Source organism: Psychrobacter sp. Arc29, assembly GCF_041431175.1.
Taxonomy (GTDB): Bacteria; Pseudomonadota; Gammaproteobacteria; order Pseudomonadales; family Moraxellaceae; genus Psychrobacter.
In genome coordinates, this window is the sequence record NZ_JASMRR010000001.1 from 47,122 (window position 1) to 73,240 (window position 26,119).

A 26,119-nucleotide genomic window follows, 5' to 3' on the forward strand; every position below is an offset into this window, starting at 1 on the left:
AGCGATAAAAAATCAGTGACACGATAAATAAACATAGAATATCAACGAATACGTCATAATATTTGATGACAATAATTAAGAGTAATCGACACCCAAATTTATAACACATCGCTATAGAGTAAAGAGTTAGTATGGAATTTTTAGGTTTTACAATAGATGTTGCAACGCTTACCAGCAATGCATTAGAGATAGTCATCAAGGTGGCTTTGGCAATAATTATATTTATCGTTGGACGTTGGCTTGCCAAAAAAGCCGTCGACTTTTCTGGCCGTCTCATGACGCGTAGTCATTTAGATGAAACAGTCTCTGGCTTTTTAAGCCGCCTGTTGTATGGCGTGCTATTGGTAGTCGTAGTCTTAGCCGCACTTAGCAAAGTTGGCGTACAGACTACCTCGGTCGTTGCTATCTTAGGTGGTGCCGCGGTGGCGGTTGGTTTGTCACTAAAGGATCAGCTATCGAATTTTGCCGCTGGCATCATGATTGTGACTTTTCGCCCGTTTGTGCGTGGTGATTATGTACAAATCAGCAGCTATACGGGTACGGTGACTGAGATTACGTTGGTCAACACGCATCTGACAACGATTAACAATCACGACATCATCATTCCGAATAGCGATATCACAACCTCACCAGTTGTCAACTATACCGCGTTGCCCAATCGCCGCGTCGATATCACAGTGGGTATTGGCTATGATGCGGATATCAAAATAGCCAAAGATCTGATGCTGAGCCTCGCCAGAAATAACCCGTTGTCTTTTACCGATCCTGAGCCTATTGTACGAGTGACCAATCTTGGTGACAATTCAGTTGATTTGACATTGAACGTGTGGACAACCAATGCTGACTGGTGGACCATGCAGTGCCAATTACTTGAGCAGTTCAAACACGCGTTGGATGACGAGAAGATTGAGATTCCATTCCCGCAGCGTAGCGTCCATGTCAAAGGCTTGGATCAAATGATCAATCAAATGGGTCAAGCGCAAAAGCTGCCGACCACTAAAGATTGATTAAGACCGAATCAAAGATAAGGGTTTGGTAGGTTTAGGCCTGCCAAAATCTCAATCTCAAAGCGCTCCATCTCATCTTGCTCGGCCTCTCCGAGCTCATGATCAAAACCCAGTAGGTGCAGCACGCCATGTATCAGCAAATGGCTGATGTGCTGTGCCACGGTTTTGTCTTGCTCATGTGCCTCTCGTACCATGACTCCATGACAGATAATAAGCTCACCAAGAGACAGCGTTGGCATTATTCCAATGATGGCGACAGGCAACTCACTTGGATAAGACAAAATATTGGTCGCGTAGTCCTTACCGCGCGCCTCTAAATTGAGGGCTTGGCCTTCGATTTCATCTGTAATGTATATATCCAAGGTTTTAGGTTTTTCTTGCCACAGCTCAGAATCGATATCTGCAAAGTAGGGTAGTGTCAGACCTTGATTGATGCGCGCATTTATATAATCTAAAGTTGCCATCATGACAGATAATAGATACTTACGATCATAAAACGTATCAAGCGTCTCATTATCGATACTATCGGCTGCATTAATATCTAGTGCTACCAAGCTGTCATCATCATTAGTGGCGCTATGATCTTGGTGGCTATTATTACTGTCAAATTGGTTCATATTGTTGTCCTGTTTTATTATGAATGGGCGTGTTTAGTCGGCTATACTCGATCTAGACCATGCCTCATCCAAGTAATACTAAACCTAAGCAATCTTTGCCAAGAAAAAACCGGACTACTTTAGTAATCCGGTTTTTCTATGCAATATAAATCTTTATAGTGAATTGTTCTAGCATTATTATTACAGTTTGGCAGCAGCATTAGCCACAGCTTGTCTACGTTCTTGCTCTTTGATACGTTCAAACTTACGTTTTTCTTCTAAAGCCATTTGCTCTTCATCGTACACATCATAAGCTTCAACAATTTGTTGTACCAACTGATGGCGTACCACGTCTTTTGAATCAAACTTTGTGATATGAATCTCTTCGATGTCTTTTAAGATCTCCATCGCTTGCGCTAAGCCTGACTTATGACCGCGCGGCAAATCGACCTGTGTAATGTCACCAGTAATCACTGCACGTGAACCAAAGCCCAGACGTGTCAAAAACATTTTCATTTGTTCAGGCGTGGTGTTTTGCGCTTCATCCAAAATGACAAATGAGTTATTGAGCGTACGACCACGCATATAAGCAAGGGGTGCGATCTCAATAATTTGACGCTCGATCATTTTACCGACTTTTTCAAAGCCTATCATTTCATAAAGCGCGTCATACAATGGGCGTAAGTATGGATCAATTTTCTGCGTCAAATCACCAGGCAAGAAGCCCAGCTTTTCGCCAGCTTCTACGGCTGGACGCACGAGCAAGATACGCTCAATCTCGTTACGCTCAAGCATATCGACAGCACAAGCGACCGCAAGATAGGTCTTACCAGTACCAGCAGGGCCAATACCGAACGACACATCAGAGCTTAAGACGTTTTTTACATAGCGCTGCTGGTTGCCACCGCGTGGTATGATGCGACCTTTGCGCGTACGCAGACTGACAGGCGTAAACTCATTAGCCTCATCTGATTCTGCATCCTCGATATCATCATCCTGCTCATCGTCGTCCATATCCTCATCACGCGAGATGCTAGATTGGATAATCAGATGCAGCTCTTCTGCGCTGATATCTTTGGTATTTTGGGCTTCATCGACCATCTTATAGATAATACGTTCACCGCGCTCGACAGCGGTCACATCGCCACTTAAGCAAAAATCGCCTTGGCGTTGCATGATTTTGATATCGAGGCGTTCTTGGATGTATTTCATGTGATTGTTATATTCACCTAGCACGGTTTTGAGCTGTGCTGGCGTTAGGGATTCAAACTTTATACGGCGGCTCATGGTATCAGTCAAGCGATTATCCTTGTATTGTGTGCCCGGCGCTGTGATTTAATTTTGATAGCGTCACGGGTTTCAGAGATAAAGTAGTTAGTAGCGTTATATGGGTGTTGAGTAGTTATAGTAGATACTAAAAATGACGGTAATATTATTGTTGGTTTTGTGGAAGATAATAAATAAAAGTCTTGCCTTCATTATGGTAGAGAATTTTTAAAATTCAAGCGATACATTGAGCAGATAGCGTTGTTTTTGTATGTCGATTGCAATCAATGCACAGGCCTACTCTAAATCGGGTCAACGGAATATCTATTAAGTTCATTTATCAGTTAGATAACATCATTAATGAAAAGTGACGCTCGCATTGAGATATTGATAAGTTAAGTTTTTACTGATTTTACCAATATAAACCTTGCTTGCGATGAGAGTGGATGAACGATTTGTCTACGGTTAAGAGCACGGCATGATAGGCAATTTGTGGTAATCTATGAGCGATATTACAACGCTTTACGATTGAGTAAAAAGCGGCCTTTATCATATAAAGGCTATTCAATAAAACGGCTATCAATCGCCAAAGACGTGTCTGCCCAACAATTATAATAGGAACAACAACGATGCAAGAGACAGGTTCACCTTTATCCAATTCTGAAAGCCTACCTGAAAAGAGAGAGGCAATCACCGACCAGCAAGTGCTTATCGTCGGTGGCGGTCATGTCGGTTTGTCTTTTGCCTTACTACTGGCGCATCACGGCATTGCTAGCACGCTATTAGAAAAAAACCGTTATCCAACCATCAGTCCGACCGATGACCGTACGCGCAGTCATTATTTGGACAGTCGTAATACGGCATTATCGCGGCGCACGGTGCAGATCTATCAAGAGATTGGACTGTGGGATGAGCTACAAAGCCATGCGTGCCGTATTGATAGCGTGCAGATTAGTGAGCAAGGCAGTTTTGGACGCGCGCAGCTGAATAAAGCCGAAGAGAAAGTGGAGTCCTTTGGACAAGTCATTGAAAACGCATGGCTTGGACGTAAGCTCTTATTAGCCGCACAGCAGTCGCCACTCGTGACCTTGATTGATAATGCCAGTGTCAATGCCGTTGCCCAACAAGTGGACGGCGTGACGCTCAGTTTTAGCAACGATGACGCAGCAGAAAATGAGCAACAGCTACAAGCCAGCGTATTAGTCGCTTGTGATGGACGCGATTCTACGGTACGTCAGTTGTTAAATATCGGCACTACCACCTATGACTATCAGCAAACGGCTATCGTTGGTGTGGTCGAGACCGATACGGCGCACGAGCATATGGCGATTGAGCGTTTTAGCCCAGCAGGTCCACTGGCGGTGCTACCACTGACGGATCCAGAAGGCGATGGCAATGATGACTATCAACAAGGCCATAGACGATCTGTGGTTTGGGTCTGTCCAACAGGCGAAGAAACCAAATATCTAGAAGACGACGCCTATTTCTTGCAGACGCTACAGCAAGCGTTTGGACAACGCGCTGGTAAGTTCGTTACTGCTGGCCGCCGCGGCGCGTATCCGTTGTCCCGTGTCTTGGCAAATAAGCAAGTAGAGGGTCGCTGCGTCATTATGGGCAATGCCGCTCATACTTTGCACCCTGTCGCGGGTCAAGGGTTCAATCTGTGTATGCGCGATGCGCATGTATTGGCACAAATGATGAGCTCACAAGTGCTCAAAGGCGACGATATCGGTAATGCGCCATTACTACAGCGTTATGAAAAAGCACGTCAAACCGATCAAAAGCGAGTGATTCGCTTCTGTGATGCCGTGGTACATGGCTTTACCCATCCTAATCCCGCCATTAAGCTGGCACGAAATATGGCATTACTGGCCTTTGATAAATTGCCAAATATCAAGCCATTGGTTGCGACCTACGCGATGGGTCTAAAGTCATAACAGCGCATAAAAATACGATTTTTTAAAAATATACAATAAATAAGAGGGGAGTCGTCCGTGCATCGTTTATAGAATGATGGACGGACAATGCTCCAAAAAGGATAGTTTATGAAAGACAATCATACGCTGATTATCGGTGGCGGTATCGTTGGCGCGACGCTCGCGCTAAAGCTGGCGCAGGATAAAATGCCAGTGACCTTAGTTGATGCCTGTCCTGCCCGTGACGAGTCAGCGTGGCAAGCGGTGCTAAGCAAACGTGACGCGCGTGTCTATGCACTTAGTCTGGCGAGTATTAACTTACTCAAAGAGGTTGGCGCGTGGCAACACATTGCCGCATCTCAGCGTAAAGCCGACTATTCCCAAATGCAGGTATGGCAGTTGAACGGCATGGGCGAGCTATTATTTGGTGATAGTTATGATCAAAGCGCTGTACCTGAGATACTCGGTAGTATGGTGGAGCCGGCTGTTATTGAGCATGCATTATGGCAGCGTTTGCATGAAGCGGATGTCAGCGACTATCTGACCGTTATCGCTGGTCACAAAGTGGTGAATATGGACTGGCTAGGCGCGCAGCAAGGCTACCGTGTGACCTTAGATAATGGGACAGCGATTGATGCGCGTCTATTAGTTGGTGCTGACGGTCGTAGCTCATTTGTCCGTCAGCAAGCAGGGATTGGGCTCGATACGCTTGATTATAATCAAACAGCGATTTGCTGTGCGATTCAGACCGAGAAACCGCATCAAGCGACTGCCCGCCAAGCCATGTTGCCAACGGGCACACTAGCCCTATTGCCGCTAGCGGATATTACTGATGACGATAAGGTAAATCCACAACATTGGCAATCTATCGTATGGACATTGCCGCGCAATCAGGCATTGGCATTGATAGAGGAAGAGGATCGTTTTATCGCGGACAAACTTGCGGCAGCGAGCCATTACGAGCTTGGCGCTATCAAGCAGATTGAGTCCATTGCCAGTTTTCCTTTAACAGCACAGCAAGCAAAAAGCTACATCGCTGACAACCTGGTACTCATCGGTGATGCGGCCCACGGCGTGCATCCGCTAGCAGGGCAAGGGTTGAACCTCGGTATGCTCGATGTAAAAGTATTGTGTGAGCAGTTGATGCATGACTTTACCCGTAGTGGCGGCACGCTGTGGGGCAGCAATCAAACACTGCGTCATTATGAACGTTCGCGCCGTCCGCATAATAGCCTGATGATGCATAGCTTCTCGGCACTCAACTGGTTGTTTGCAGGGTCGCTTGCACAAGCACGACCCGTGCAGCAGATCCGTAATGAAGGCATGTATCGCGTCGGTAAAATCAAGCCATTGATGCGCTTGTTTGCGAAGCAGGCGAGTGGGGTTTAGGGTTTTGACTTAGGGATGAGTAAGGCATGAACATTAAGTTATCGACAGTAGTGACAGGTTTGATAGTGTATTGATACTGACAGGTTGTCAAACGCCACTAAAAAGTAATGCGCTCGATCAAAGTATTGAAGAGCTGCCTATTACGTCAGTACCAGATATTCCAGATTTAGACGGGGATGGCGTACTTGATGATATAGATGAGTGCCTTGAAACGTCAAAGCATAAGGTAGTCGATGTGAAAGGTTGTACAGTAGTAATTGAGGGAGGTGAGGCACTTGAAATGGAGTTTAGTGGGTTTTTCCATCTATGAGCAGCCAGTTACCTGATATTTACGATATTGAATTCGGAAAAATTGAAGAAAAACTCAGTGAATATCCAGAAGCAACAGTGTTTATTTTTGGTCATGTTGCATCAAGTGAAATAGATGAGGATGTTTTAGCAACCTTTGGATTTGTGTCCTTACCTCGCAATCAAGCGCTTATCGTCAAAAATGTGTTGGTATTAGAACATGGTATTGCTGCCGCGCGTATCCATACTTATGACTGCTCAAATAAATTATTAGTTAACGACAACGCTTATACAGATCCTAGTTTTAAAGCGCTCAATCTAAAAAATATTGAGTCAAAACAGCGCCGCGTAACTCTAATGGCAAGTATTGAAGTAAATGACTTAAAGAACTTAGACTATATCTCTTATCAGAGAAAGTATGGGAAATACGCAAAGCATTGTGAACCGTTTAAATAAGAATTGATTATGAGCAACTACCCTAATGCCGAAAAGAACACCATCAGTACGGGAGAGACAATATTAATCAAAAAGCCAAAACTGATTGCCAGTGGCACAACTTTTAGTCCACCCGACTGTTGAATAATAGGCAAGGTAAAGTCTAAACTGGTCGCACCGCCAAGCCCGACAGCAGCCGAAGGATATTTGCGCATAAATACAGGAATGAATAGCAGCGCAAAGAACTCCCGTACCAAATCATTAAATAGCGCGACACTGCCCCACACAGCGCCATAAGCATCGGTCATGACAATCGCTGATAGCGAGTACCAACCAAACCCTGATGCCATCGCCAAGCCTTTCGTCCATGACACATCTGTGAATAGTAAGGCAAACACAAGCCCACCAACTAGCACCGATAGCGTAAAAATAATGCTCATCTCGACGCCGCGCTTATTGAGCATGACTTCTTTTAGCGTAATACCTGAGCCTTTGAGACCAATACCTACCAACAAGATCAAAATCATCAGCATGACCGTCATAGAGTTTTCAGGTGGCATATAATCAGTAGGCAAGAAGTAACCAATTACCATGCCAATCACGACGCAAACGACCTGAGCTAAGCTACCTCGAATACTAACGCGATGCTCATTGGATTTGACGCTTGGTTTTTTGGCATGCCATGGTCGTACGCGGTCAAACACCATAAGTGCAAACAATCCTGTGCCAATCGTCAATATAGATAAGACGGTCACATACAGGGCAATTTCGCCAACTTGATTACCCAGTCCTTCTACCTGTGATAGCTCAATACCGATCAATGCTAAGATAAGATATACTAAATAAGACAAGCCTTTATCGGCAAGTTTGGTCATGGTTGGGTTAGAGGGAATGGCAAAGCCAATAAACATTGGCATCAAGACCAAAACGAGGGTAATTAAGCTTTGCATGGTGATCGGCTCGCAGCATTTTTAACAAGATATTTTAAGAAGTTTGCGATTGTAGCATATCAGCTTAGCAATACTGACATGGGCAACGAGGATGTATAGAAAATTATCAGGCGTTGGTTCTCCATTAGTAATAGCTTAAGGCGCTATAATTCTTTACCAAACAAAATTTTATTGATACATTAAAGCACTGACAATATTTGACTAGCATTATGTCGCTATACCAGCTCAAATCTCACTTTCAAGATCAGCTTCGCCCGATAAGTAATGCACTGGTTGAGCAAAAAATTACTGCCAATCAAGTGACAGTATCTGCTGTACTATTAAGCGTGGGTACGGCATATGTGGTTGCCAAGCCTGCTGTCGAAAAACAAAGATTATGGCTTTTATTACCATCCTCATTATTTGTACGTATGGCACTCAATGCCATCGACGGTATGATGGCGCGTGAACATAATCAAGCGTCAACGCTAGGTGCCGTACTGAACGAAGTAGGTGATATCGTTGCCGATACGGCGTTGTTAGCGAGTCTGTTACCTCATGTCGCTGACCAGAAAAGTGATGCGTCAGTAATCAGTTTATCAGCTCATCAGCAGCACATTTTTAGTTTGATCGCGCTTAGTATCAGTACCGAATTGTTGGGTATAGCCAGTGATGCAGTTTTAGGCAACCGTGCCAATCACGGGCCTTTGGGTAAAAGCGACCGTGCTTTTGTGTTGGGTACGCTTGGTGCGGTTATGGGTATGAAAGCACCAATACGTATGAAAGCACCGATATCATGGTTTCATCCTAGAATGGGACAGTTTCTTATACTGACAGAGGTCATGTTACTAAAGACTTGCCTCAATCGACTGCGCTATATGGCAGCGTTATACTTGATGCGTAACCCGCCTTTATGTCGGTCAGACAAATCAGCCCCTCTCGTAATCTGCCATGATGATTCTATTCAAACTGATACCTTATCTCCTGACGGCTCTGCTTCCAAATTTTCTATGTCAAATTCTGCTACTCAAGCTTCCTTTTTGGAGTCCAAAACAATGCCATCTGCTATTACAAAACCTAAAAATGTCCCAAAGGATATGACCGACGATATTCATGTTCCTGAGGAGAAAATCATCAATGGCGAAAGTTGTTATAACGCTTATGATGGTACGGCTATTTATTATCGTTATTGGCTAACGATGTCTTTAGAGCAGATAAAAGAAGCCAGCCAGCCACTACGCCAAGTTATTTTATTGCACCGAGGTCATGAGCACTCGGGGCGATTGGCAGAGCTAGGAGAGCAGTTTGCAAAAGCGGGCTATCAAGTATTTGCTTGGGATGCACGCGGCAATGGTCGCTCAGGCGGTATCAAAGATCATGCTGAGAGCGTAACAGAGCTTGAGCGCGATTTAGACGGTTTTGTGCAACTGGTCATGGGACAAACTGGTATCGCTATCGAAGACACGCTGATTGTGGCCAGTAGTATTGGCGCGGTACTGGCAGCCGCATGGGTACATGATTATGCGCCCAATATTCGCGGGATGATATTGGGCACGCCAGCTTTGCGTATTCGTCTGTATATGCCTTTTGCCATACCGTCATTGAAGGTAGCACGCACGCTAGGTCTGATGTCACGTGTCAGCAGCTATGTCAAAGCACAAGTTTTGACCCATGATAAAGACGCGCAGCAAGCCTATAATGCGGATCCGTTAATCTCCAACAGTATCTCGACTGACTTGCTCATCGACACTCATGCGACGGGTAAGCGCTTGCTCATCGACACTCATGCGACGGGTAAGCGCTTGCTCGATGATGCTGGGGCTATCACCGTACCGACGTTTGTCTTATGCGCGGGTAAGGATTATGTGGTCGATAAGCAGGCTGAGCGGGAATTCTATGAAGCGATTAATACCCCGACGAAACGCTGGCAGTTGTATCCAGATAGCTATCATGCGATTTTTCATGAAACCAATAAAGCCGACGTATTCGCAGACTGCATCGAGTTTGCCGAGCAGGTATTTAGCACACAAGTACAAGCGCCTGATTTGAGTACCGCCCATTTAAACAGCGCCAGTAAAGATAAAGTGGATCGGTTAGCGATTAAACCATTCAATCCAAACTTTGCGATTACCTGTTTTGCCATGCAGAAATTCGGTCATGTCAGCGATGCGATTGCTACAGGGCTGGAGCATGGGTTTGATTCTGGTCATTCATTGGATCATGTCTATTATAATCAGCCCAGCGGTCAGAATAAATTCGGACAGGCAGTCGATAAATTCTATCTAAATAATATTGGCTGGCAGGGTATTCGTATTCGCCGTGAGCATATATTAGAGCTGGCACGCTTAGCACTTGCAGATATCGAAGATAAAAACCAAAGCAGCAATAAACCATACCAACCAACACTATTAGATATCGCGAGTGGACATGGTTTTTATGCGTTTGATCTACTGACAGAGTTTGCAGATCTGCACGCTGAGCTACGTGATTATGAGATGCATAATATCGAAGCACTGCAAGCAAAAGCAGAGCAATTAGCAATGGCTAGTAGGGTAGTGATAAGCAAAAAAGATGCCTTTGATCCTGCCAGTTATACTAATGTACGGACAAAAGATACCAGTACGGATACGAAAACATTTGATATCGCCATCGCTTCTGGGTTGTTTGAACTGTTCTCTGACAATACATTACCAGCGACGGCATTGGCTGGTATTTATGATAGCCTAAAATCGGGCGGTTATTTGATTTATACCAACCAGCCTTGGCACCCTGAGCAGGAGTTCATTAGTAAAACATTGAACAATCACCGCGGTAGCAGTTGGGTGATGCGCTGTCGTTCGCAAGCAGAAATGGATCAACTGGTTGAGCGCGCAGGCTTTAAAAAGATCACGATGCGTATCGATCGCTTTGGTATTTTTACCGTGTCATTAGCGATTAAAACCGCACAAACTGATGATGAGTGATAGATGAATAATGAGCGGGTCAAGCCTTATGAGCGTGTGCAGCTTTTTTCAGGCGGTGGCTCACGTTTTGGTTATTATTTGGGTAGCTATGCAGCCTTAGTGTCTCATGACTTAGCGCCAGACATTATCGTTGGTACTTGCGGTGGTGGTTTGTCTGCTTACTTAGTGCAACTTGCGCCTGATCCTAAAGATTTGCAAGCGTTGATGTGCAGTCGCGAATTGTATCGTGTCATTACTGCAATCCGACATGTCGCACCAGAGGAAGCCAGTAGGCGTCTAAAGCTGCGCTATATGACCCATGCACTCAAACGTTGGCGGTTGTCAAAGTTGCGAGACAATGGACAACGTCAGCAGCAAGCAGACAGCTACGAGCGACTGTTAGAGGAGCTACAGCAGTTGGCGATGTTTCGTATCCATAACGAGGCAGAGTGGCTCGATGAGTTGTCGCAGTTTGCTATTAGTAACAATAATGGTAGCAACGATAATAGCGCTGCTCATAAAATGTCACCAGAGATAGCTATCATTGCTAGCCGCCTGTATCAAACGCCTGCTGATGATTCGTTTAATACAACACTAACACTGCAAGAGTTATTGTTTGTGCCGCCGCGCTTAGCAAATTTGTCAAATTCAGTATCGAGTCTGGCCGACGAGCAAATGACGTCACCTGCACATACCTTTGCAAACGGGCGCATACACCCGTCTGTGAAAGTACAAACTCAATGGAATTTTGCCCCAGTGGTTCGCGCTTCTATGGCTGATATGTATTATCTACCGCCCACGCATATCACAGAGCTTGGTTGGTGCTTGGGCGGCGTGATTAATCTCACACCGATTGAGCTGGCTTGTCAGTTGGCTGAGACGGTATTTGCCGAGACCAAAGCAGGGTATGACTCATGGCTTGCTGCTCCTGCGATTCAGCGTGTTTTTGGCTTTGACCCCAATGACCGGTTGGCACAAGTGCATGGTTATAATCCAATGAAAGAGCCATCGCATACTACTAGTAAAAACCATCAGCTACATTGGCTGCCATTCGCAGATAACGCGCAGCAACTAATAGGGCAAAATGTGCAAAAGCGTTTTAACCTAAAACAAATGACCGTTGAGCTCATACATCGTGACTATGATGGCTTTGTGCAGCAAATGCAGGCGCAATGGCAGTACGGCTACCAACGTACGACCGATTACATACAGCAGCATGACCTATGAAACCCGCTAAGTTATCTAGTCATATGAACAACACGCCACATATTATCGTTATTGGTGGTACAAGTGGTCTTGGCTTGGCATTGGCGCTGCATCATCAAGCGCTTGGCTGGCAAGTGAGCGTTGTAGGAAGTAATGCGGCAAAGATAGCCGATATCAACAGCCAATATCCTACTATTGTGACCTATGCATGCGACTTGACCGATCAGGATCAGACACAAGCGTTGTTGGACAGTTTGTCTAATATTAGATTTCAAAGGCTTATCTATAGTGCTGGCAGTTATACTAATGAACGTGTCCATCAGTTGAACCAAGCCGACAGCGATCAGATGCTAGCGATTAATTTACAAGCATTTGAGCAGGTTTTTAGATGGGCAAGCAGTCAATTAAAGCAGCGGTTAAAACAATCACATCAGGCATTGGATTTGACCAAACGTGGCAGACCAAGCCTTGTCTGTATTGCTTCTATCGCAGGGACAATGGATTATCCTTATGCCAGTCTATATGCAAAAAGCAAACGCGCAATGATTGCGACTGCCAGCGCGTATCGAGCGGCACTTGCTCCTTATGATATTCAAGTGAATGCTATTGCCTCAGGCTATATCGACACCCAAGCGTTACGTGATTTGAATAACGGTGATGCCAGTCATAAGCCATTTATCATGAGTACGCAAACAGCAGTCAGTCATGTTATGCAAGCGATTGATGATGATGTAGAGGTGGCAGTATTTCCACGTTCGATGCGATATATCACGAGTGTTTTAAATCATTTGCCTAAGCCTGTACTCAATTGGCTATTACGTAGCAAATTGGATAAAACCAGATAATGTTGCTATCCGTACTGTAATTATAGTTGACCAAGTAGCCAGTAAAACAGGGTAAATAACGGAACACCAATGAGCAAACTGTCTATTCTATCTAATATGCCACCATGTCCAGCGAGCATGGTTCCCGTATCTTTTACCCCATGCTGGCGCTTAAATGCTGACTCTAATAGATCGCCAAAAATACCACTTACCGCCAAGCCATATGCCGCTAGCAGACAGACCCAACTGTTAAAAGGGGTGAGCCAAAGACCCAATAATGCTGCCAATATCGCTGCAAAAAAACTCCCAAAGACGGCACCTTCAATGCTTTTATTGGGGCTAATCGTTGGAGCAAGTCCTCGTTGAAACAGTCTACGCCCCAGCAATCGCCCGCATAGATATTGGGCAATATCGTTGAACTGACTGGCAAATAGTACGAAGAGCAACACACCGTATTGTTCGCGTTGCCACGTCAATTGCTGTAAGGCGATCAGGCTAACTATTAGGGAGGCAAAGACAACACTGAATAGCAGATCTAAAAAGTTAAGCCGCGTATAGTTTTGCGTAGCGTCCAAGGAGGCATTAGGACAGCGTAGAGGGTCTGGCTGCAAACCGCGTGCTCGGAGTTTCTTAATAAGGGTTTCTCTACTGCGTAGACACCACAGGCGTTTGATCTCATAGCCACCGCGTAAACCGATTAAGATAAAGAATAAAACAATCAGCCATTGATAGGGGTGCGCTTGATAATTGGAGTTTTGGTTGTCGTTCGCTATCTTTGCGATCACATAACACGTGCATAGCGTCGCTAACATCAGCCACCAAGAGCGCGCAATTAAGTATATCTTCGGTAAACGTTTGCGTAGATAAGGGATAGCAAGTGCGCCCCAAACCAAACTGACGACCATCATCAGGGCAATCACAAACAAAATGTCAGCAGCCATACCTTTAACACTCAAATAGTAGAGGATATTTAGAGCCTATCTGTAATGATAGCTTAAATACCTCTTTAACTATAGAGTTAGATACTGCTTTTAGTAGACTTAAGTGCTTTCTATAATAGGAATAGGTGTCTTCTCTTCTTCTATAATATTAATGAATGACTCAAGTGTGAATTTTTTTAGCGGCTCAACCACACTTGTCCGAGAAGTAGCCGCTAGATTTGGATAATCAAGGCGATAATGCCCACCACGACTTTCAAAACGCTGATAGGCAGACTGGATGATTAAGGTCGCTAATTCAAGCTGCCTAGCTAATTGAAAGTATGCAAGTTCACTGACAGTAGTAGGGCTGCGTTTATTGCTTGCATCGGATTGATCAGAATCAGCATCTGTTAGCCAGTCTTGCCACTTTTGTATTTGGTCTAATGCTTGCTCTAATTGACTGGCGCTACGGGTGATTCCCATGTTGGCCGTCATGAGCAATTTTAGTTCTATGGTTATTTTAGCAACATCAGTTTTTGCGAGACTAGTGTCAATAACATCAAGCGTTTTATTGCCATGACCATATTGTTGTGCGACAAGCCCAGAGGTAGGCAAGATCACAGGCTGCATATCTGTAAGAATTGGCGCTGACCAAACAGTAGTAGCTGATTGAGCTGCCTCATAATAAATGTCAGCATTTATCTCTTCTAAGTGTTCTAAACGTTCTAAATACTGAGGCAAGTGGGCTGCAATATTGCGACCAACCACCACGCACTCCAATAGTGAGTTACTTGCTAAGCGGTTCGCCCCATGTAGCCCTGTATAAGCGACTTCACCAGCCGCATAAAGTCCTGGCACATCCGTCAATCCATTGGCATTAGTCACCACACCGCCACAACTATAATGCGCAGTCGGGGCGACTGGAATAGGATCTGTCGTGATATCAATCCCGAGCGTTAATAGCGTTTGGTAAATCTGCGGGAAATGCGCTTTTATAAAGTCAGCAGGCAAGTGACTGACATCAAGATGCACGTAGCCAAGCCCATTGTTATCAATCTGCGCGGCTATCGCCCGAGCGACGATATCGCGCGGTGCCAATTCAGCACGTGTATCCACGTCCAACATAAAGCGGATACCAGTTTGCGGACAATATAACCGTCCCCCTTCACCGCGCAGTGCTTCAGATATCAAAAAGCTGCTGTCATCCAATGCTAAGCCTGTTGGATGAAACTGAATGAACTCTAAGTTTGCCAAGCGGCAGCCTGCTTGCCATGCCATCATCACGCCATCACCGACGCAGACATTCGGCGCGCTGGCACGCTTGAATAATTGACCCAATCCACCACTAGCCAATACGACAGCACGACTATGAAAGGTAAGCGGGCGTCCATTGGTATGATCAAAGACAAGCGCGCCTCCGCAATGCTTAGCATCGCTACCATCTGTAAAAAAAGGCTGACTGCTCGCTATAGGCAATGTCAGTAACTCAAGCGCTTCATGATAAGGTAGTACAGTGATATTGGTTGCCGCTTGTACTTTGATGGTCAAAGCGTCCATCACGTGTCGACCCGTCGCATCGTCTGCATGTGCCACGCGTCTACAGCCGTGACCGCCTTCTTTTGTTAAATGCAAATCGTTGGTCTGTAACTGAGAGAAGTCCTGTGCGTTTGTATTATCCCAAACTTTAGGTGAATTTTGCGTAAAAGGGACACCTTGCGTACATAGCCATTGAACCGCTTGTTGTCCTGCACCCAAAATACTGGCAGTATTGTCAGGTGTGCAAAGCCCTGCACCAGCCACCAAGGTATCAGCAACATGATCAGACACAGAGTCATCTTTGTCTAAGCTGGCAGCAATACCGCCTTGGGCATAATGACTTGAGCAAACCTCAAGCGCCGCTTTACTCAAAACCGTGATATTCAGTGACTTCGGTAGCGATAACGCTGTACTCAAGCCTGCCAGTCCAGCACCAATAATAAGGACGTCAGTGTTTATGATATGGCTCATGCGACTACTCCTATAGTTATCAGGAATACGGTTATCAGGAATGGTGGTACGGGTATGGTTGGCTGAGTGCGGCTTACTCATGCTAGGCTGCCCCAACATTGGCAAACAATGCACGGTCTTGGATGATATCGCCACTGGCCGCCACGCGTTGCTTTTGTGATTCAGCAAAATCAAGCATGCGTTGTAAGGGTTTTCTAGCAGCGGCGGCAAGCTCAGGCGTCATTAGTACCTCACCGCTGTTATTGGTCAAGCATTGCTCGATACCTTTTAGGCCATTCATCGCCATCCAAGGGCAAAATGCACAGCTCTTACAGCTCGCACTTTCACCAGCGGTAGGCGCTGCCAAAAAGCGTTTGTTCGGTGAGCGTTTTTGCATTTCATGCAATATCCCTAGGTCAGTCGCGACGATAAAGGTGTCAGTATCCATCTCATACGTTGATTGCAACAGTTTACTGGTTGAGCCGACGACATCAGCGAGTGCCACCACGCTATCGGGCGACTCAGGATGTACCAAGACCTTGGCTTCTGGATGTTCGGCTTTTAATTGCAGCAATTCAGTGGCTTTGAACTCATTATGCACGAGGCAAGACCCTTGCCAAAGCAGCATATCTGCACCCGTCTCACGAGCGATGTATTTGCCCAAATGACGGTCAGGCCCCCAAATAATCGGCTCGCCTTGTGCATGCAAATGACGGACAATGTCGATACCGACCGATGAGGTCACAACCCAATCGGCGCGCGCTTTCACCGCGGCGCTGGTATTGGCATAGACGACGACGGTACGCTCAGGGTGGGCATCACAAAACGCGGAAAACTCATCAGCAGGACAGCCCAAATCGAGCGAACATTCCGCCTCCAAATCTGGCATGAGCACGGTTTTTTCCATACTTAAAATCTTTGCTGATTCGCCCATAAAGCGTACGCCAGCGACGACTAGGGTCTGGGCGCTATGGGCTTGTCCAAACCGCGCCATTTCGAGCGAGTCACCGACACAGCCACCTGTCGCGAGGGCCAAGTCTTGGATAAAAGGATCAACGTAGTAATGTGCCACCAGTACGGCGTTATTATCTTTCAATAATTTTTTGATGTTTTCTTCAACCACAATGCGTTCAGCACGAGGCAAGTCTGCTGGCATTTTTGCTCTGGCATATTCGATGTTCGTCTGAGTGGCGATGCGATTGTCGGTACTCATGATGGGTGCGTCGTAAGGATAAATTTTCATAATGGCAACCTCTGTTGGCGCTATAGTGATAAATGGGTGTACTAGAACAGGATATTTGGCGATATAAAGTCAATTCATTTTTTAATTATGCTCATTTTGAGCATAAATACAAGTGTTTTTTGTATACCTGCTGATTAAGTACAGCTATTTTCATTACCGGTGAGTTATTCAAATGGTCTGCATTTTTAGTTTGTCTTTATACAGAAGCTGACGTTTAGCGATTGATTTTGATGCTTTATGATTACAACGCCAGACTATGATATTTCAAGATTCACGTTATACTGTTTTAGATTTGAGGCGTACCATCATTATTAGCCTTGAGATCCCTTTTATGACATTTTAAAGAGACAGGATAATCCCCAAAACTATGACGTTGTCTTATTCACATGCGCACCAGCAAGGTAGCGGCACAACAGAAGTGGTCGCCGTGTTGGTCGCGATTACCGATCATATCGCTCGTGTCCTAACCGTTGACCAAGGCAAACTGCTGCCAAATGGGCCACTCATGCCGCTACATCGCTCGCTACAGGCAGGCGTGCGTCAATGGGTAGAAGAGCAGACGCAGCAACCGCTTGGATATTTGGAGCAGTTATATACCTTTGTTGATACCAATAGACGTAATATTGATGGTCATGCGCTCGTCTATGTTAGCTATTTGGGCCTAGTGCAAGAGACGCAAACGCAGGCGCTTCAAAGCAAAGCGCTGTGGCGAGATTGGTATGATTATTTCCCATGGGAGAACCATCTAGATGGTATGCCTAGCATTATTATGGACTTTATCATCCCTATGCTATTGGAGTGGGCAAGTACCGCTGAAGACTCAGTTGCCCGGCAGCGTAGGCGTCAACGTATTGGTTTGTGTTGGGGACTAAGCGAAGGGTTCTTGAAAGATAGCGAGTTCATAAAAACTAAATCAGTTGGCGATAAGACTGATGAAAGCAGAGAATGGATCGCAGAGCATGTACTGCTACGCTACGAGATGCTTTACGAGGCAGGACTAATACCTGAAGCGCCCAATTATCCAACCAATTACCAAACGGTTGAATTGCCAAGCGACTGGTCTCAGCGTATCGGCATACCGATGTATTACGATCATCGCCGTGTGATTGCCACTGCTATTTCAAGACTACGCGCCAAGATTGAATATCGACCGCTTATCTTTGGCTTGATACCTGACGTGTTTACGTTATCGCAGTTACAGCATAGTGTTGAGGCATTATCAGGCATACGCTTGCACAAGCAAAACTTTCGCCGTTTGCTTGAGTCACAGAATCTCGTGACGGAGACAGGAGAGAGTAGTAATGCTCAGCGTGGTCGCCCTGCCAAGCTCTATCGTTTTCGCCATGATATCGAGCTACAAAGCTTATTGATGGACAGTAAACTTCCTAAGCGTAAATAGTGAGCATGAATAAACACGACTGAATCAACGTCGTATCCAAATCTACTGGCTCAATAAAAAATTTTTCACCTTCCCTTGTAGGAGCGTCAACTTTACGCTATATTTATGCTCATTTTGAGTTTAAATATTTAGACGTTTTTATTCATATCATGTCTATTTATCCGTATTACGCCTATTTATTCGTATCATGCTTACATGAGGAACAAAGATGACAATTGAAAAAGAGCCAGCATTGGATGACGTATTGCTTAAACCCTTGGTAGAAGATGCGCTAGCGGAAGATTTGGGCAGACGTGGTGATGTCACCTCGCAAGCCACTATCCCAGCAGATATGCAAGCACAATTACAGATCAAGGCGCGGCAATCAGGTGTGATATGCGGTATGGATTTGGCGCGTTTATCTTTTGCCTTAGTTGATGCAAACATTGAGTTTGTGGCTCAAGTACAGGATGGTGAAACAGTCGCCGCTGGTGCCGTATTGGCCATTGTCCGTGGTAATGCACGCCATTTGCTAACAGCAGAACGTACAGCATTGAACTTCATGACACATCTTAGCGGTATTGCGACAGCGACCCGCCAGATCGTCGATAGCGTGGCGCAATATCCGGCACAAATTACTTGTACGCGTAAAACTATCCCAGGTCTACGTATTGTACAAAAATACGCGGTACGCTGCGGTGGCGGACGCAATCATCGTTTGGGCTTGGACGATGCGATCTTAATCAAAGACAATCATATCGCCATTGCCGGTGATATAAAGACGGCTATTGAGCAAGCACAACATTTTGCTAGGCATCTGATTCCTATCGAGGTTGAAGTAGATACACTAGAGCAATTAGAGCAGGCATTAGAGGCGGGTGTGAGTTTGGTATTGCTAGACAATATGTCGCCAGAAGTCTTATCGCAAGCGGTTGCCATGTGTAAAGGTCGCGCAAAGACTGAAGCATCTGGTGGTATTACACCAGAAACGGTACAAGCAGCCGCCAGTACGGGAGTCGATTTTATCGCGATGGGTTACCTAACGCACAGTACTACTGCCTTGGATATCGGCTTAGATTTTAGTGCATAGGCCATCAATTATTTCAGCTTCATCTGAGCCGCCGCTTTTTATATTCGCTGCATTTCTCGCCAAGATGACATAGGAGAGTAACCGAGCAAAGTTAATGATTTAACTCGCTTATCTGCCTATGTTACAATGCTATTATGAATTGCCTATTGGGTCATCGTCGCACTCGCACGATGGCCTTATCTTTTTGCACCAGTGGTATCAATAGACAAGCGAGCGCTCAGTGAATACTGAAATTATCAAGATAATCCTAGCCTTTATGGTATTGATCAATCCATTTAGCGCATTGACGTTGTTCTTGGATTTGACTCGCGGCTATTCGATGAACAATCGACGCAAAGTTGCGCGCGTCGCTTGTTTGACCATTTTTATCACCATCAGTTTTTTTACGGTGGCGGGTGAGACCTTACTAAAAGCACTAGGTATTTCTATTGGCTCGTTTCAGCTAGCTGGTGGTATATTGGTGTTCTTGATTTCACTAAATATGATGAATGGTGAAGGCAACCCTGTTAAGCCTGATCAAGAGAATTTCGATGTCGACCACGTGCAAGATGCACCGCCGACGATGGCCTCAGCAGTGGTCCCCCTTGCGATACCGATGATGATTGGACCAGGTGGTATTTCTACCGTTATTATTTATTCATCACAAGTCTCAGGCATTTTGCAGGTATCTGCCATCATCATTGCTGGTCTCTTCATTAGTCTATTTTGCTATCTGGCATTGATGGCAGCTGGTCGTATCAGCCGCTTGTTGGGTGATACTGGTCTGAATATTATGAGCCGAATCATGGGTATGCTATTGGCAGCCGTGTCTATCGAGATTATCGTTAGCGGTCTGCGCACACTGTTTCCTGCTTTGATCTAAGCTATTTATTCTGTCTCTAATATTGAGCACTTAAAATTCTAATAATTGAATTAAGAGGCCTTATCAGATAGCTGGTAATGGCATCTTAATTTATCTAGATTTAACGCCTAATGTTGTATTTAGCTTTGGTATAGATGCCAAGCCAGATACAACATCAGCAATCCTACCAACGCATCCAGTATGTTCCACGCTTTGGGCTTCGCAAATAGAGGTCTGAGCAGGCGTGCGCCATAACCTAGGGCAAAGAAGAAAAAGAATGACGCGCTAATTGCACCAACGGCGAAGGTGAGCTTGCTACTTGCGCCTGTTGAAACCATCCCAACGAGTACCAATGTATCTAAATAGACATGTGGATTTAGCCAAGTAAAACCAAAGCAGAGTAGCAGCGCTTTCTTTAAGCTGGTCACTACTTGTCCATCAACGTTCAAAGCGTGTGATACGCGTACGCTGGCATACAGACTCTGTAAGCCGTAGCCTAATAAAAATAAAACGCCTGCTATTTTTGCAATATCTACCACATGCGGATAGCGTGCGGTGACCGCACCAAATCCGCCAACGCCCGCTGATATTAATAGTGCATCGCTTACCGCACAAAACAGACAAACAAAAAATATGTGCTCGCGTTTGAGACCTTGTTTGAGTACGAAGGCATTTTGTGAGCCGATGGCGATGATGAGCGATAATCCAAGCAGGAAACCAGAAATATAATCAGAAGCATTCATAACAAGGCGCTTAGCATTGAGGAAGTGAGCGGAGAGAGTAGGAATGTTGACACTTTGCGTACTGGCAGGTCAGCAAAAACCTGTTAAGATACGCTATTGAATGAACGTATGCAATACGAGCACAATATGTGTGTACTGGACGAGGGGCAGAGCAAGTCATGGTAGTCAGTTTGACAAGAATGCTAAAGTCATTTGGGCAAGCTCAAGATGACCTACCAACGTTAGCTGCCAACAATGCGCAGGAGATGGGCGTTAACCATAATTTAAATGACAATAGTGATAATGTCGATATCCATCATAATAATGACGGCACTCAATCAAATCACGAGCGCGCTGCATTAACTCCACCTGAGCGGGTAGACCGTATACGTGATGCATTGGCGCAAGTGAACGACATTCGCTCATCAACCCCATTGACTGATCGCTATTTGTCCAATCGTGCTCACATGCGCCCGACCAACAGACCGCCTTTTGCCCCCGATACTTTATGGTATCTCAAACATGGACGTTGTCCGATTATGACTGAGCTTGTTGATGTGGTCGATGAGGCCACCCTAAATGCCATGCCTATCGAAGCCGTTGCGATATTAGATCGTATCAACGGTAAGCTAAAACGCTATCGTGAGTGGAGTAGTGAGCTAAACGAGCAACAACAGCAACAACATAACGAGCGCCAGTTTGTCATTGACAAGCTCGTGTCCGAAAGTATCCCTGAAGCCCTGCATCATTATGAGCAGCTACAGCGTTTTAGTCCGCATCGCACCAAAAACAATATGGTACAAGGTAAAATGACGGCAGGCGATATGCTTACAGATTTATTTTTAGAAATTGATTATGAGCTTGATGAGCTATTGGATGAGCTGCATCAAACCGTTCTAAATCGTCTTGCCTCAACCCATCGTTACGTCAAGAGCCGCACGCAAAGCTAGTAGCTTTAGTATTTTCTTGGTAAAAATAAATAAGTGTCCAAAAACATAACAGACTCAATGTATAACAATATAAGGCTTTAATAGAGCCTTATTTTTTTGTTTAATAAAAGCAGTGCTAAGCAATAAAGTTGACGAAACCAAAATCGCCTAGCTTAAAATACTGATTAAAATAATAAGAAATTTGCCAAACTATTCTGTCAAACAACAAGGACAACCTGATGACCCAAGTGACTGCTATGTTAGTGATGTTTGTACTATACGGAGTGCTGCCGGCCGCTGGGTTATATTTAGGGTATCGTGGTATTAAGAAAGTCACCGCGCCCAAAATGCTTGAATATAAAGCAATGCCACAATTAGGCTATATTCCTGAAAAAAGCCTACCCGTTGAAGTCAAAACTGCACTTGAGCAAATCAATCGAAAAGGTAAAAAACTCCGCTTGATTTATGGTGATACCAATAATGATGGCAAAATTGATGATAAAGATACTGTCACTGAAACTTATATCATGATCCAAAATCTGATGGACAGACACGTACCACAAGCAGTAGCCGATTATCGCCGCTTGCATGATCTAGATGTAGCGGATGGCGCGCGCGCTGATACCACTAAGATCAAACATTCAGATGTCACTGGTAAAGAAGCATTGTTAGAGGTACTTGAGACAATTAATACCCAGTTCGATGATCTACTCAATGCCTCATACCACGAAGATGGGCAAAAGCTGCTCGCGACCAATCGCTATCTGCAAACGCGTTTTGATCATCCAAATGTGGATTCAACAATGCAGCCGTTGAGTAATCTCAGTAAGAAAACAGAGGCTATTGAGTCACCTACTTCGAGTAGCACGGATGTGAAAAATCCAGTAGCAGAAGATATTAAACGCTAAGTGCTAACGATGAATAGTCATACACAGAATTAAGCCATAAGTAGTAAACAGTTATGAGTATATTGATAGGTATTGGCATCGTAACCACCGTCACGACCTTTTATTTGGGTAAAAAAGGCTGGCATGCGTTGCACAAAGCGGTCGGTATTACCCCAGGTGTGCTTATATATCAAGATGATCATGCGCCATTGTCACTGGCTACGTTAAGTTGGGAACAGCTTAACTTGAATAAAAAGCACTTAAAAAGCTTGTCAGATCAGCAGCTACGGCAATTAAAGCGTATCGATAACAAAGTGAGTAGCTATCAAGCTTATCAGGCAGCATTACAAGCTCAACATAAAACGCCTGCTATAACAGAACCGCAATTTGTGTTGAATAAAATGTTGCAAACACGGTTACCCGAAATGCTAGCCAGTCACTACCAACTAACAAATATGCATGTCACTAGTGAGAATAGTGAAAAGAGGTTAGAGGCTAGTGAGTTATTGCAAAGTGTTTTAGATAATATCGAACAGCGTTTGGATAGACTACTGGCACAAATGGACGAGGAGCAGCTAAAAGAGCTGCGAGTCATAAAGCATTATATTAATAGCCACGATAGCTGAGCCGTTATTTTTATACTGAGCAACTGTGACGCCTGTAAAAGAGACACAAAAAAGCGGTCAATGATGAATAGTCATTGACCGCTTTTTTTATGTTTATTCTAAATCTACCAAAAACTTAGAATAACGTTAAATAAACTTAACTAGCGCTTATCGTTGCGGTCACGAGTATTACGCGTGCCGCGGCTGGCAGGGCTAGCACTACTTTTAGGTTTCGCGCTGCTGTTGCGATTGTCATTACGAGTGTCCGTACGACGTGCTTTAAGCGGCTTGTTTCTGATACGCTCTTGCTTTTCTTTAGCCGCGCCATGTAGACCTGTGCCGTAACGTGGGCGTAAACTCACCAAATCGGTCAACGTATTGATCTCTTTTTTATCGAGCTCTAAGAAACGACCTGTACGTAACTCTTTCGGTAAGGCGATCGTACCGTAGCGTGTACGCAATAGGCGGCTAACTTTCAGACCTTGTGATTCAAACAAGCGGCGTACTTCACGGTTACGACCTTCTTTGAGCTGGACGTGATACCACTTGTTAACGCCTTCACCGCCGCCTTCTTTGATATCGTCAAACTGCGCCATGCCATCTTCTAACATGACACCAGCAGTCAAGGTGCGGGCGATATCAGGAGTTACTTCACCCAACACACGAACAGCATATTCACGCGTAACTTCGCTAGAAGGATGCATTAGGCGATGTGCCATCTCACCATCATTGGTAAATAATAGTAAGCCAGTTGAATTGATATCCAAACGTCCAACCATGACCCAGCGATCATGAGTGAGCTTTGGCAAGCGCTCAAACACAGTCGGACGACCTTCTGGATCCTTGGCTGAGCAGACTTCACCTTCAGGCTTGTAATAAGCGATCACTCGGCGACGCTTCTCATTTTCGGCAGTATATTTGATCTGACGACCATCCACACGAATCTCATCGCCTGGCGTGACACGGTCACCAATCGTTGCTGGACCGTTATTAACAGATACGCGACCTGCTTTAATCACTTCTTCCATTTGGCGACGTGAACCAAGTCCCATACGGGCTAGTGCTTTCTGTAATTTTTCATCTTTCATCTTAATGTCCTTGAGTCGGTGGGTTTACATTTCTCAATGTATGAATGTTTATAGCTTTTAGACATTGGCCTTAGTATGGACAAAGTTTACTACTACTAATTAATAGATAGTATATTTGCTTTTAGCGGTACATATTATACTAATAAATTGAAATGATTATCGGACTTTTTAGTCTTTTATTTTATTCGCCCAATAGCCGTTCTTCTTCACAAAATTTGCAAATGGCATAGTAAGTGTGAACTTGCTTTCTATATGAGTTGTTATCATGGTTAAGTACCAATTTTAGACTACAAATACTACTTGATATTAGTGTATGTAAAACAATGAATTAACTGTGAAGTAAAAAGTTAGTATTAATACAGGCGGTATCAAAATAGCTTTTTGTATCAATCAATAAGAACATTGCTTACTGTTAGCTAACTTATGTTATGATGCCGATTGTTTTTGTTAAAGATGTAAAGAAGTAACATCGACTCAAAAGCATTAGTACAAAATTTTTTTTGGTCGTTTTACATGATTGCAGTGATAGAAGAGGCTCTTTGATATGAGACAGACAACTAAGTTGTTAAGTACAGCGTGTTTGTTAGCTAGCAGTATGCTATATGGGTGTGCTACTACAACCATCAATTCTGGGCTTCAAGCTGGTGAGTTACCGCCTAGTGGTTCTTTTACTGCAGACAACGGTATTGATTTCAACGTACTACCGCTGACGCTTGCGACATTACCGCCTAAGCAAATCGCTCGCTCACAAATGAGCAGTAACCTATCTACTCTAGTACGATCGTCTAATAGGATGAATTACCGTATCGCGCCATCTGATGTATTGAATATCGTTTTGGTAGACTATCCTGATATTAATGCTGCAGGAGCATCTGGTTATCCTGTTGATCAGCAGGGATTTATACAGTTTCCGTTGATAGGGCGTATACAAGCGAGTGGGCTAAGTGTGCCACAATTCACTGCAAACTTGAGTTCACGATTACAGCGCTATCTAAAGTATGCAGACCCGCAAGTGAAAGTTGCTGAATATAGGGGTAATAAGTTTTTTATCGATGGTGAAGTCAATAAACCTGGCCAATTCAATATTGCCGACGAACCTGTATCGTTATACAGTGCAATATCTATGGCTGGTGGTACGACGAGAGAAGGTAACTCAAACAGTATCGTCTTGAGAAGAAATGGTACTGATTATCGCATGGGACTACAGTCTCTACAGCAAGCGGGATTATCAGCCAATCAAATTTATGTCCAAGATGGTGATTCTATTCGTGTCAGTAGCGAAGATATCAATAAAGTATATGTCTTAGGAGAGTTTGGCAAAGTTGCACCCGTGCCTATAATTGATCAAGGATTGAGTTTAGCGCAGGTGATTGGTGAGTCAGCTGGACTGAACTCTAATACGGCTAATGCGGCTAAAATCTATGTAGTACGCGATCAGCCTGAATACCAGCGTACAAATATATACTATGTAGATATGCAAGCGCTCACCAGCTTCCCATTGACTAGCCGGTTTGAGATGTTGCCTAATGATATCGTCTATGTCGATCCGACAGGTCTTACGCGCTGGAACCGTGTACTTAGTTCTCTGTTACCATCAACTTCAGCAATTAGAAGTTTTTCAACTCTATAGGA

Annotated in this window: 23 protein-coding genes; 15 read left to right on the forward strand and 8 right to left on the reverse strand. The window is 44.6% G+C overall.

Features of this window, described 5'->3' with window-relative positions; translation table 11 throughout:
• The first annotated feature begins 131 nt into the window (after positions 1 to 131).
• The gene (locus QO189_RS00220; RefSeq protein ID WP_371530952.1) at positions 132 to 1,007 is read left to right on the forward strand and encodes a mechanosensitive ion channel family protein; all 876 of its coding nucleotides are present in this window, start codon (positions 132 to 134) and stop codon (positions 1,005 to 1,007) included.
• Positions 1,008 to 1,018: 11 nt separating this feature from the next.
• On the opposite strand, the gene ybeY is transcribed toward QO189_RS00220, so the two are convergent.
• Together ybeY and QO189_RS00230 are read right to left on the reverse strand one after the other, a co-directional pair.
• Positions 1,019 to 1,624: an rRNA maturation RNase YbeY gene (gene ybeY, locus QO189_RS00225; RefSeq protein ID WP_371530954.1), complete on the reverse strand. Its 606-nt coding sequence runs from the start codon at positions 1,622 to 1,624 to the stop codon at positions 1,019 to 1,021.
• A gap of 180 nt (positions 1,625 to 1,804) precedes the next feature.
• A complete protein-coding gene (locus QO189_RS00230) occupies positions 1,805 to 2,890 on the reverse strand; it encodes a PhoH family protein (RefSeq protein WP_371531444.1) in 1,086 nt (361 codons plus the stop codon).
• A gap of 608 nt (positions 2,891 to 3,498) precedes the next feature.
• Between QO189_RS00230 and QO189_RS00235 the strand changes: the two genes are divergently transcribed.
• From QO189_RS00235 to QO189_RS00250, 4 genes are all read left to right on the forward strand, one after another.
• Positions 3,499 to 4,806: a UbiH/UbiF/VisC/COQ6 family ubiquinone biosynthesis hydroxylase gene (locus QO189_RS00235; protein ID WP_371530956.1), complete on the forward strand. Its 1,308-nt coding sequence runs from the start codon at positions 3,499 to 3,501 to the stop codon at positions 4,804 to 4,806.
• Positions 4,807 to 4,914: 108 nt separating this feature from the next.
• Positions 4,915 to 6,174 (forward strand): FAD-dependent monooxygenase, encoded by a 1,260-nt coding sequence (locus QO189_RS00240; RefSeq protein ID WP_371530958.1) that lies wholly within the window; start codon positions 4,915 to 4,917, stop codon positions 6,172 to 6,174.
• 70 nt (positions 6,175 to 6,244) lie between these two features.
• The gene (locus QO189_RS00245) at positions 6,245 to 6,484 is read left to right on the forward strand and encodes a hypothetical protein (RefSeq protein ID WP_371530960.1); all 240 of its coding nucleotides are present in this window, start codon (positions 6,245 to 6,247) and stop codon (positions 6,482 to 6,484) included.
• The gene (locus tag QO189_RS00250; protein WP_371530962.1) at positions 6,481 to 6,918 is read left to right on the forward strand and encodes a hypothetical protein; all 438 of its coding nucleotides are present in this window, start codon (positions 6,481 to 6,483) and stop codon (positions 6,916 to 6,918) included. Before QO189_RS00245 ends, QO189_RS00250 begins: the two co-directional genes overlap by 4 nt.
• 17 nt (positions 6,919 to 6,935) lie before the next feature.
• On the opposite strand, the gene QO189_RS00255 is transcribed toward QO189_RS00250, so the two are convergent.
• Positions 6,936 to 7,847, reverse strand: a complete 912-nt coding sequence (locus QO189_RS00255) for a lysine exporter LysO family protein (protein WP_371530964.1) — start codon at positions 7,845 to 7,847, stop codon at positions 6,936 to 6,938.
• A gap of 209 nt (positions 7,848 to 8,056) precedes the next feature.
• On the opposite strand from QO189_RS00255, the gene QO189_RS00260 reads away from it, so the two are divergent.
• From QO189_RS00260 to QO189_RS00270, 3 genes are read left to right on the forward strand one after another with little or no spacing between them, the layout of a single operon-like run.
• Positions 8,057 to 10,789 carry an alpha/beta fold hydrolase gene (locus tag QO189_RS00260; protein ID WP_371530966.1) on the forward strand — a complete coding sequence of 911 codons (2,733 nt, stop codon included), beginning with the start codon at positions 8,057 to 8,059 and terminating at the stop codon, positions 10,787 to 10,789.
• Between the two features lie 3 nt (positions 10,790 to 10,792).
• Positions 10,793 to 11,995, forward strand: a complete 1,203-nt coding sequence (locus QO189_RS00265; RefSeq protein WP_371530968.1) for a patatin-like phospholipase family protein — start codon at positions 10,793 to 10,795, stop codon at positions 11,993 to 11,995.
• Positions 11,992 to 12,819: an SDR family NAD(P)-dependent oxidoreductase gene (locus QO189_RS00270; protein ID WP_371530970.1), complete on the forward strand. Its 828-nt coding sequence runs from the start codon at positions 11,992 to 11,994 to the stop codon at positions 12,817 to 12,819. Before QO189_RS00265 ends, QO189_RS00270 begins: the two co-directional genes overlap by 4 nt.
• A 20-nt stretch (positions 12,820 to 12,839) precedes the next feature.
• On the opposite strand, the gene QO189_RS00275 is transcribed toward QO189_RS00270, so the two are convergent.
• The 3 genes from QO189_RS00275 to nadA form a co-directional block, all read right to left on the reverse strand.
• On the reverse strand, positions 12,840 to 13,739 hold the full coding sequence (locus QO189_RS00275; protein WP_371530972.1) for a phosphatidate cytidylyltransferase: 900 nt from the start codon (positions 13,737 to 13,739) through the stop codon (positions 12,840 to 12,842).
• 99 nt (positions 13,740 to 13,838) lie between these two features.
• Positions 13,839 to 15,725, reverse strand: coding sequence for an L-aspartate oxidase (gene nadB / locus QO189_RS00280; RefSeq protein ID WP_371531445.1), 1,887 nt, complete (start codon positions 15,723 to 15,725; stop codon positions 13,839 to 13,841).
• A gap of 82 nt (positions 15,726 to 15,807) precedes the next feature.
• The gene (gene nadA, locus QO189_RS00285; protein ID WP_371530974.1) at positions 15,808 to 16,947 is read right to left on the reverse strand and encodes a quinolinate synthase NadA; all 1,140 of its coding nucleotides are present in this window, start codon (positions 16,945 to 16,947) and stop codon (positions 15,808 to 15,810) included.
• Positions 16,948 to 17,314: 367 nt separating this feature from the next.
• On the opposite strand from nadA, the gene QO189_RS00290 reads away from it, so the two are divergent.
• The 3 genes from QO189_RS00290 (at position 17,315) to QO189_RS00300 (ending at position 20,277) form a co-directional block, all read left to right on the forward strand.
• On the forward strand, positions 17,315 to 18,346 hold the full coding sequence (locus QO189_RS00290) for a hypothetical protein (protein ID WP_371530976.1): 1,032 nt from the start codon (positions 17,315 to 17,317) through the stop codon (positions 18,344 to 18,346).
• Positions 18,347 to 18,554: 208 nt separating this feature from the next.
• A complete protein-coding gene (gene nadC / locus QO189_RS00295) occupies positions 18,555 to 19,415 on the forward strand; it encodes a carboxylating nicotinate-nucleotide diphosphorylase (protein ID WP_371530978.1) in 861 nt (286 codons plus the stop codon).
• Between the two features lie 220 nt (positions 19,416 to 19,635).
• A complete protein-coding gene (locus QO189_RS00300; RefSeq protein WP_201602473.1) occupies positions 19,636 to 20,277 on the forward strand; it encodes a MarC family protein in 642 nt (213 codons plus the stop codon).
• A gap of 119 nt (positions 20,278 to 20,396) precedes the next feature.
• Here QO189_RS00300 and QO189_RS00305 read toward each other — a convergent pair whose 3' ends face one another.
• Entirely contained in the window at positions 20,397 to 20,999 is a 603-nt protein-coding gene (locus QO189_RS00305) for a LysE/ArgO family amino acid transporter (RefSeq protein WP_371530980.1), read from the reverse strand.
• Positions 21,000 to 21,127: 128 nt separating this feature from the next.
• Between QO189_RS00305 and QO189_RS00310 the strand changes: the two genes are divergently transcribed.
• From QO189_RS00310 to QO189_RS00320, 3 genes are all read left to right on the forward strand, one after another.
• Positions 21,128 to 21,928: a hypothetical protein gene (locus QO189_RS00310; protein WP_371530982.1), complete on the forward strand. Its 801-nt coding sequence runs from the start codon at positions 21,128 to 21,130 to the stop codon at positions 21,926 to 21,928.
• A 218-nt stretch (positions 21,929 to 22,146) separates the two neighbouring features.
• Complete coding sequence (locus tag QO189_RS00315; protein ID WP_371530984.1) at positions 22,147 to 22,815, forward strand: hypothetical protein; 669 nt, start codon at positions 22,147 to 22,149, stop codon at positions 22,813 to 22,815.
• 53 nt (positions 22,816 to 22,868) lie between these two features.
• Positions 22,869 to 23,420, forward strand: a complete 552-nt coding sequence (locus tag QO189_RS00320) for a hypothetical protein (RefSeq protein WP_371530986.1) — start codon at positions 22,869 to 22,871, stop codon at positions 23,418 to 23,420.
• 140 nt (positions 23,421 to 23,560) lie between these two features.
• Here the strand turns inward: QO189_RS00320 and rluB are convergent, their stop codons facing one another.
• Positions 23,561 to 24,487, reverse strand: coding sequence for a 23S rRNA pseudouridine(2605) synthase RluB (gene rluB / locus QO189_RS00325; RefSeq protein ID WP_201602464.1), 927 nt, complete (start codon positions 24,485 to 24,487; stop codon positions 23,561 to 23,563).
• A gap of 544 nt (positions 24,488 to 25,031) precedes the next feature.
• Between rluB and QO189_RS00330 the strand changes: the two genes are divergently transcribed.
• On the forward strand, positions 25,032 to 26,117 hold the full coding sequence (locus QO189_RS00330; RefSeq protein ID WP_371530988.1) for a polysaccharide biosynthesis/export family protein: 1,086 nt from the start codon (positions 25,032 to 25,034) through the stop codon (positions 26,115 to 26,117).
• The last annotated feature ends 2 nt before the right edge of the window (positions 26,118 to 26,119 follow it).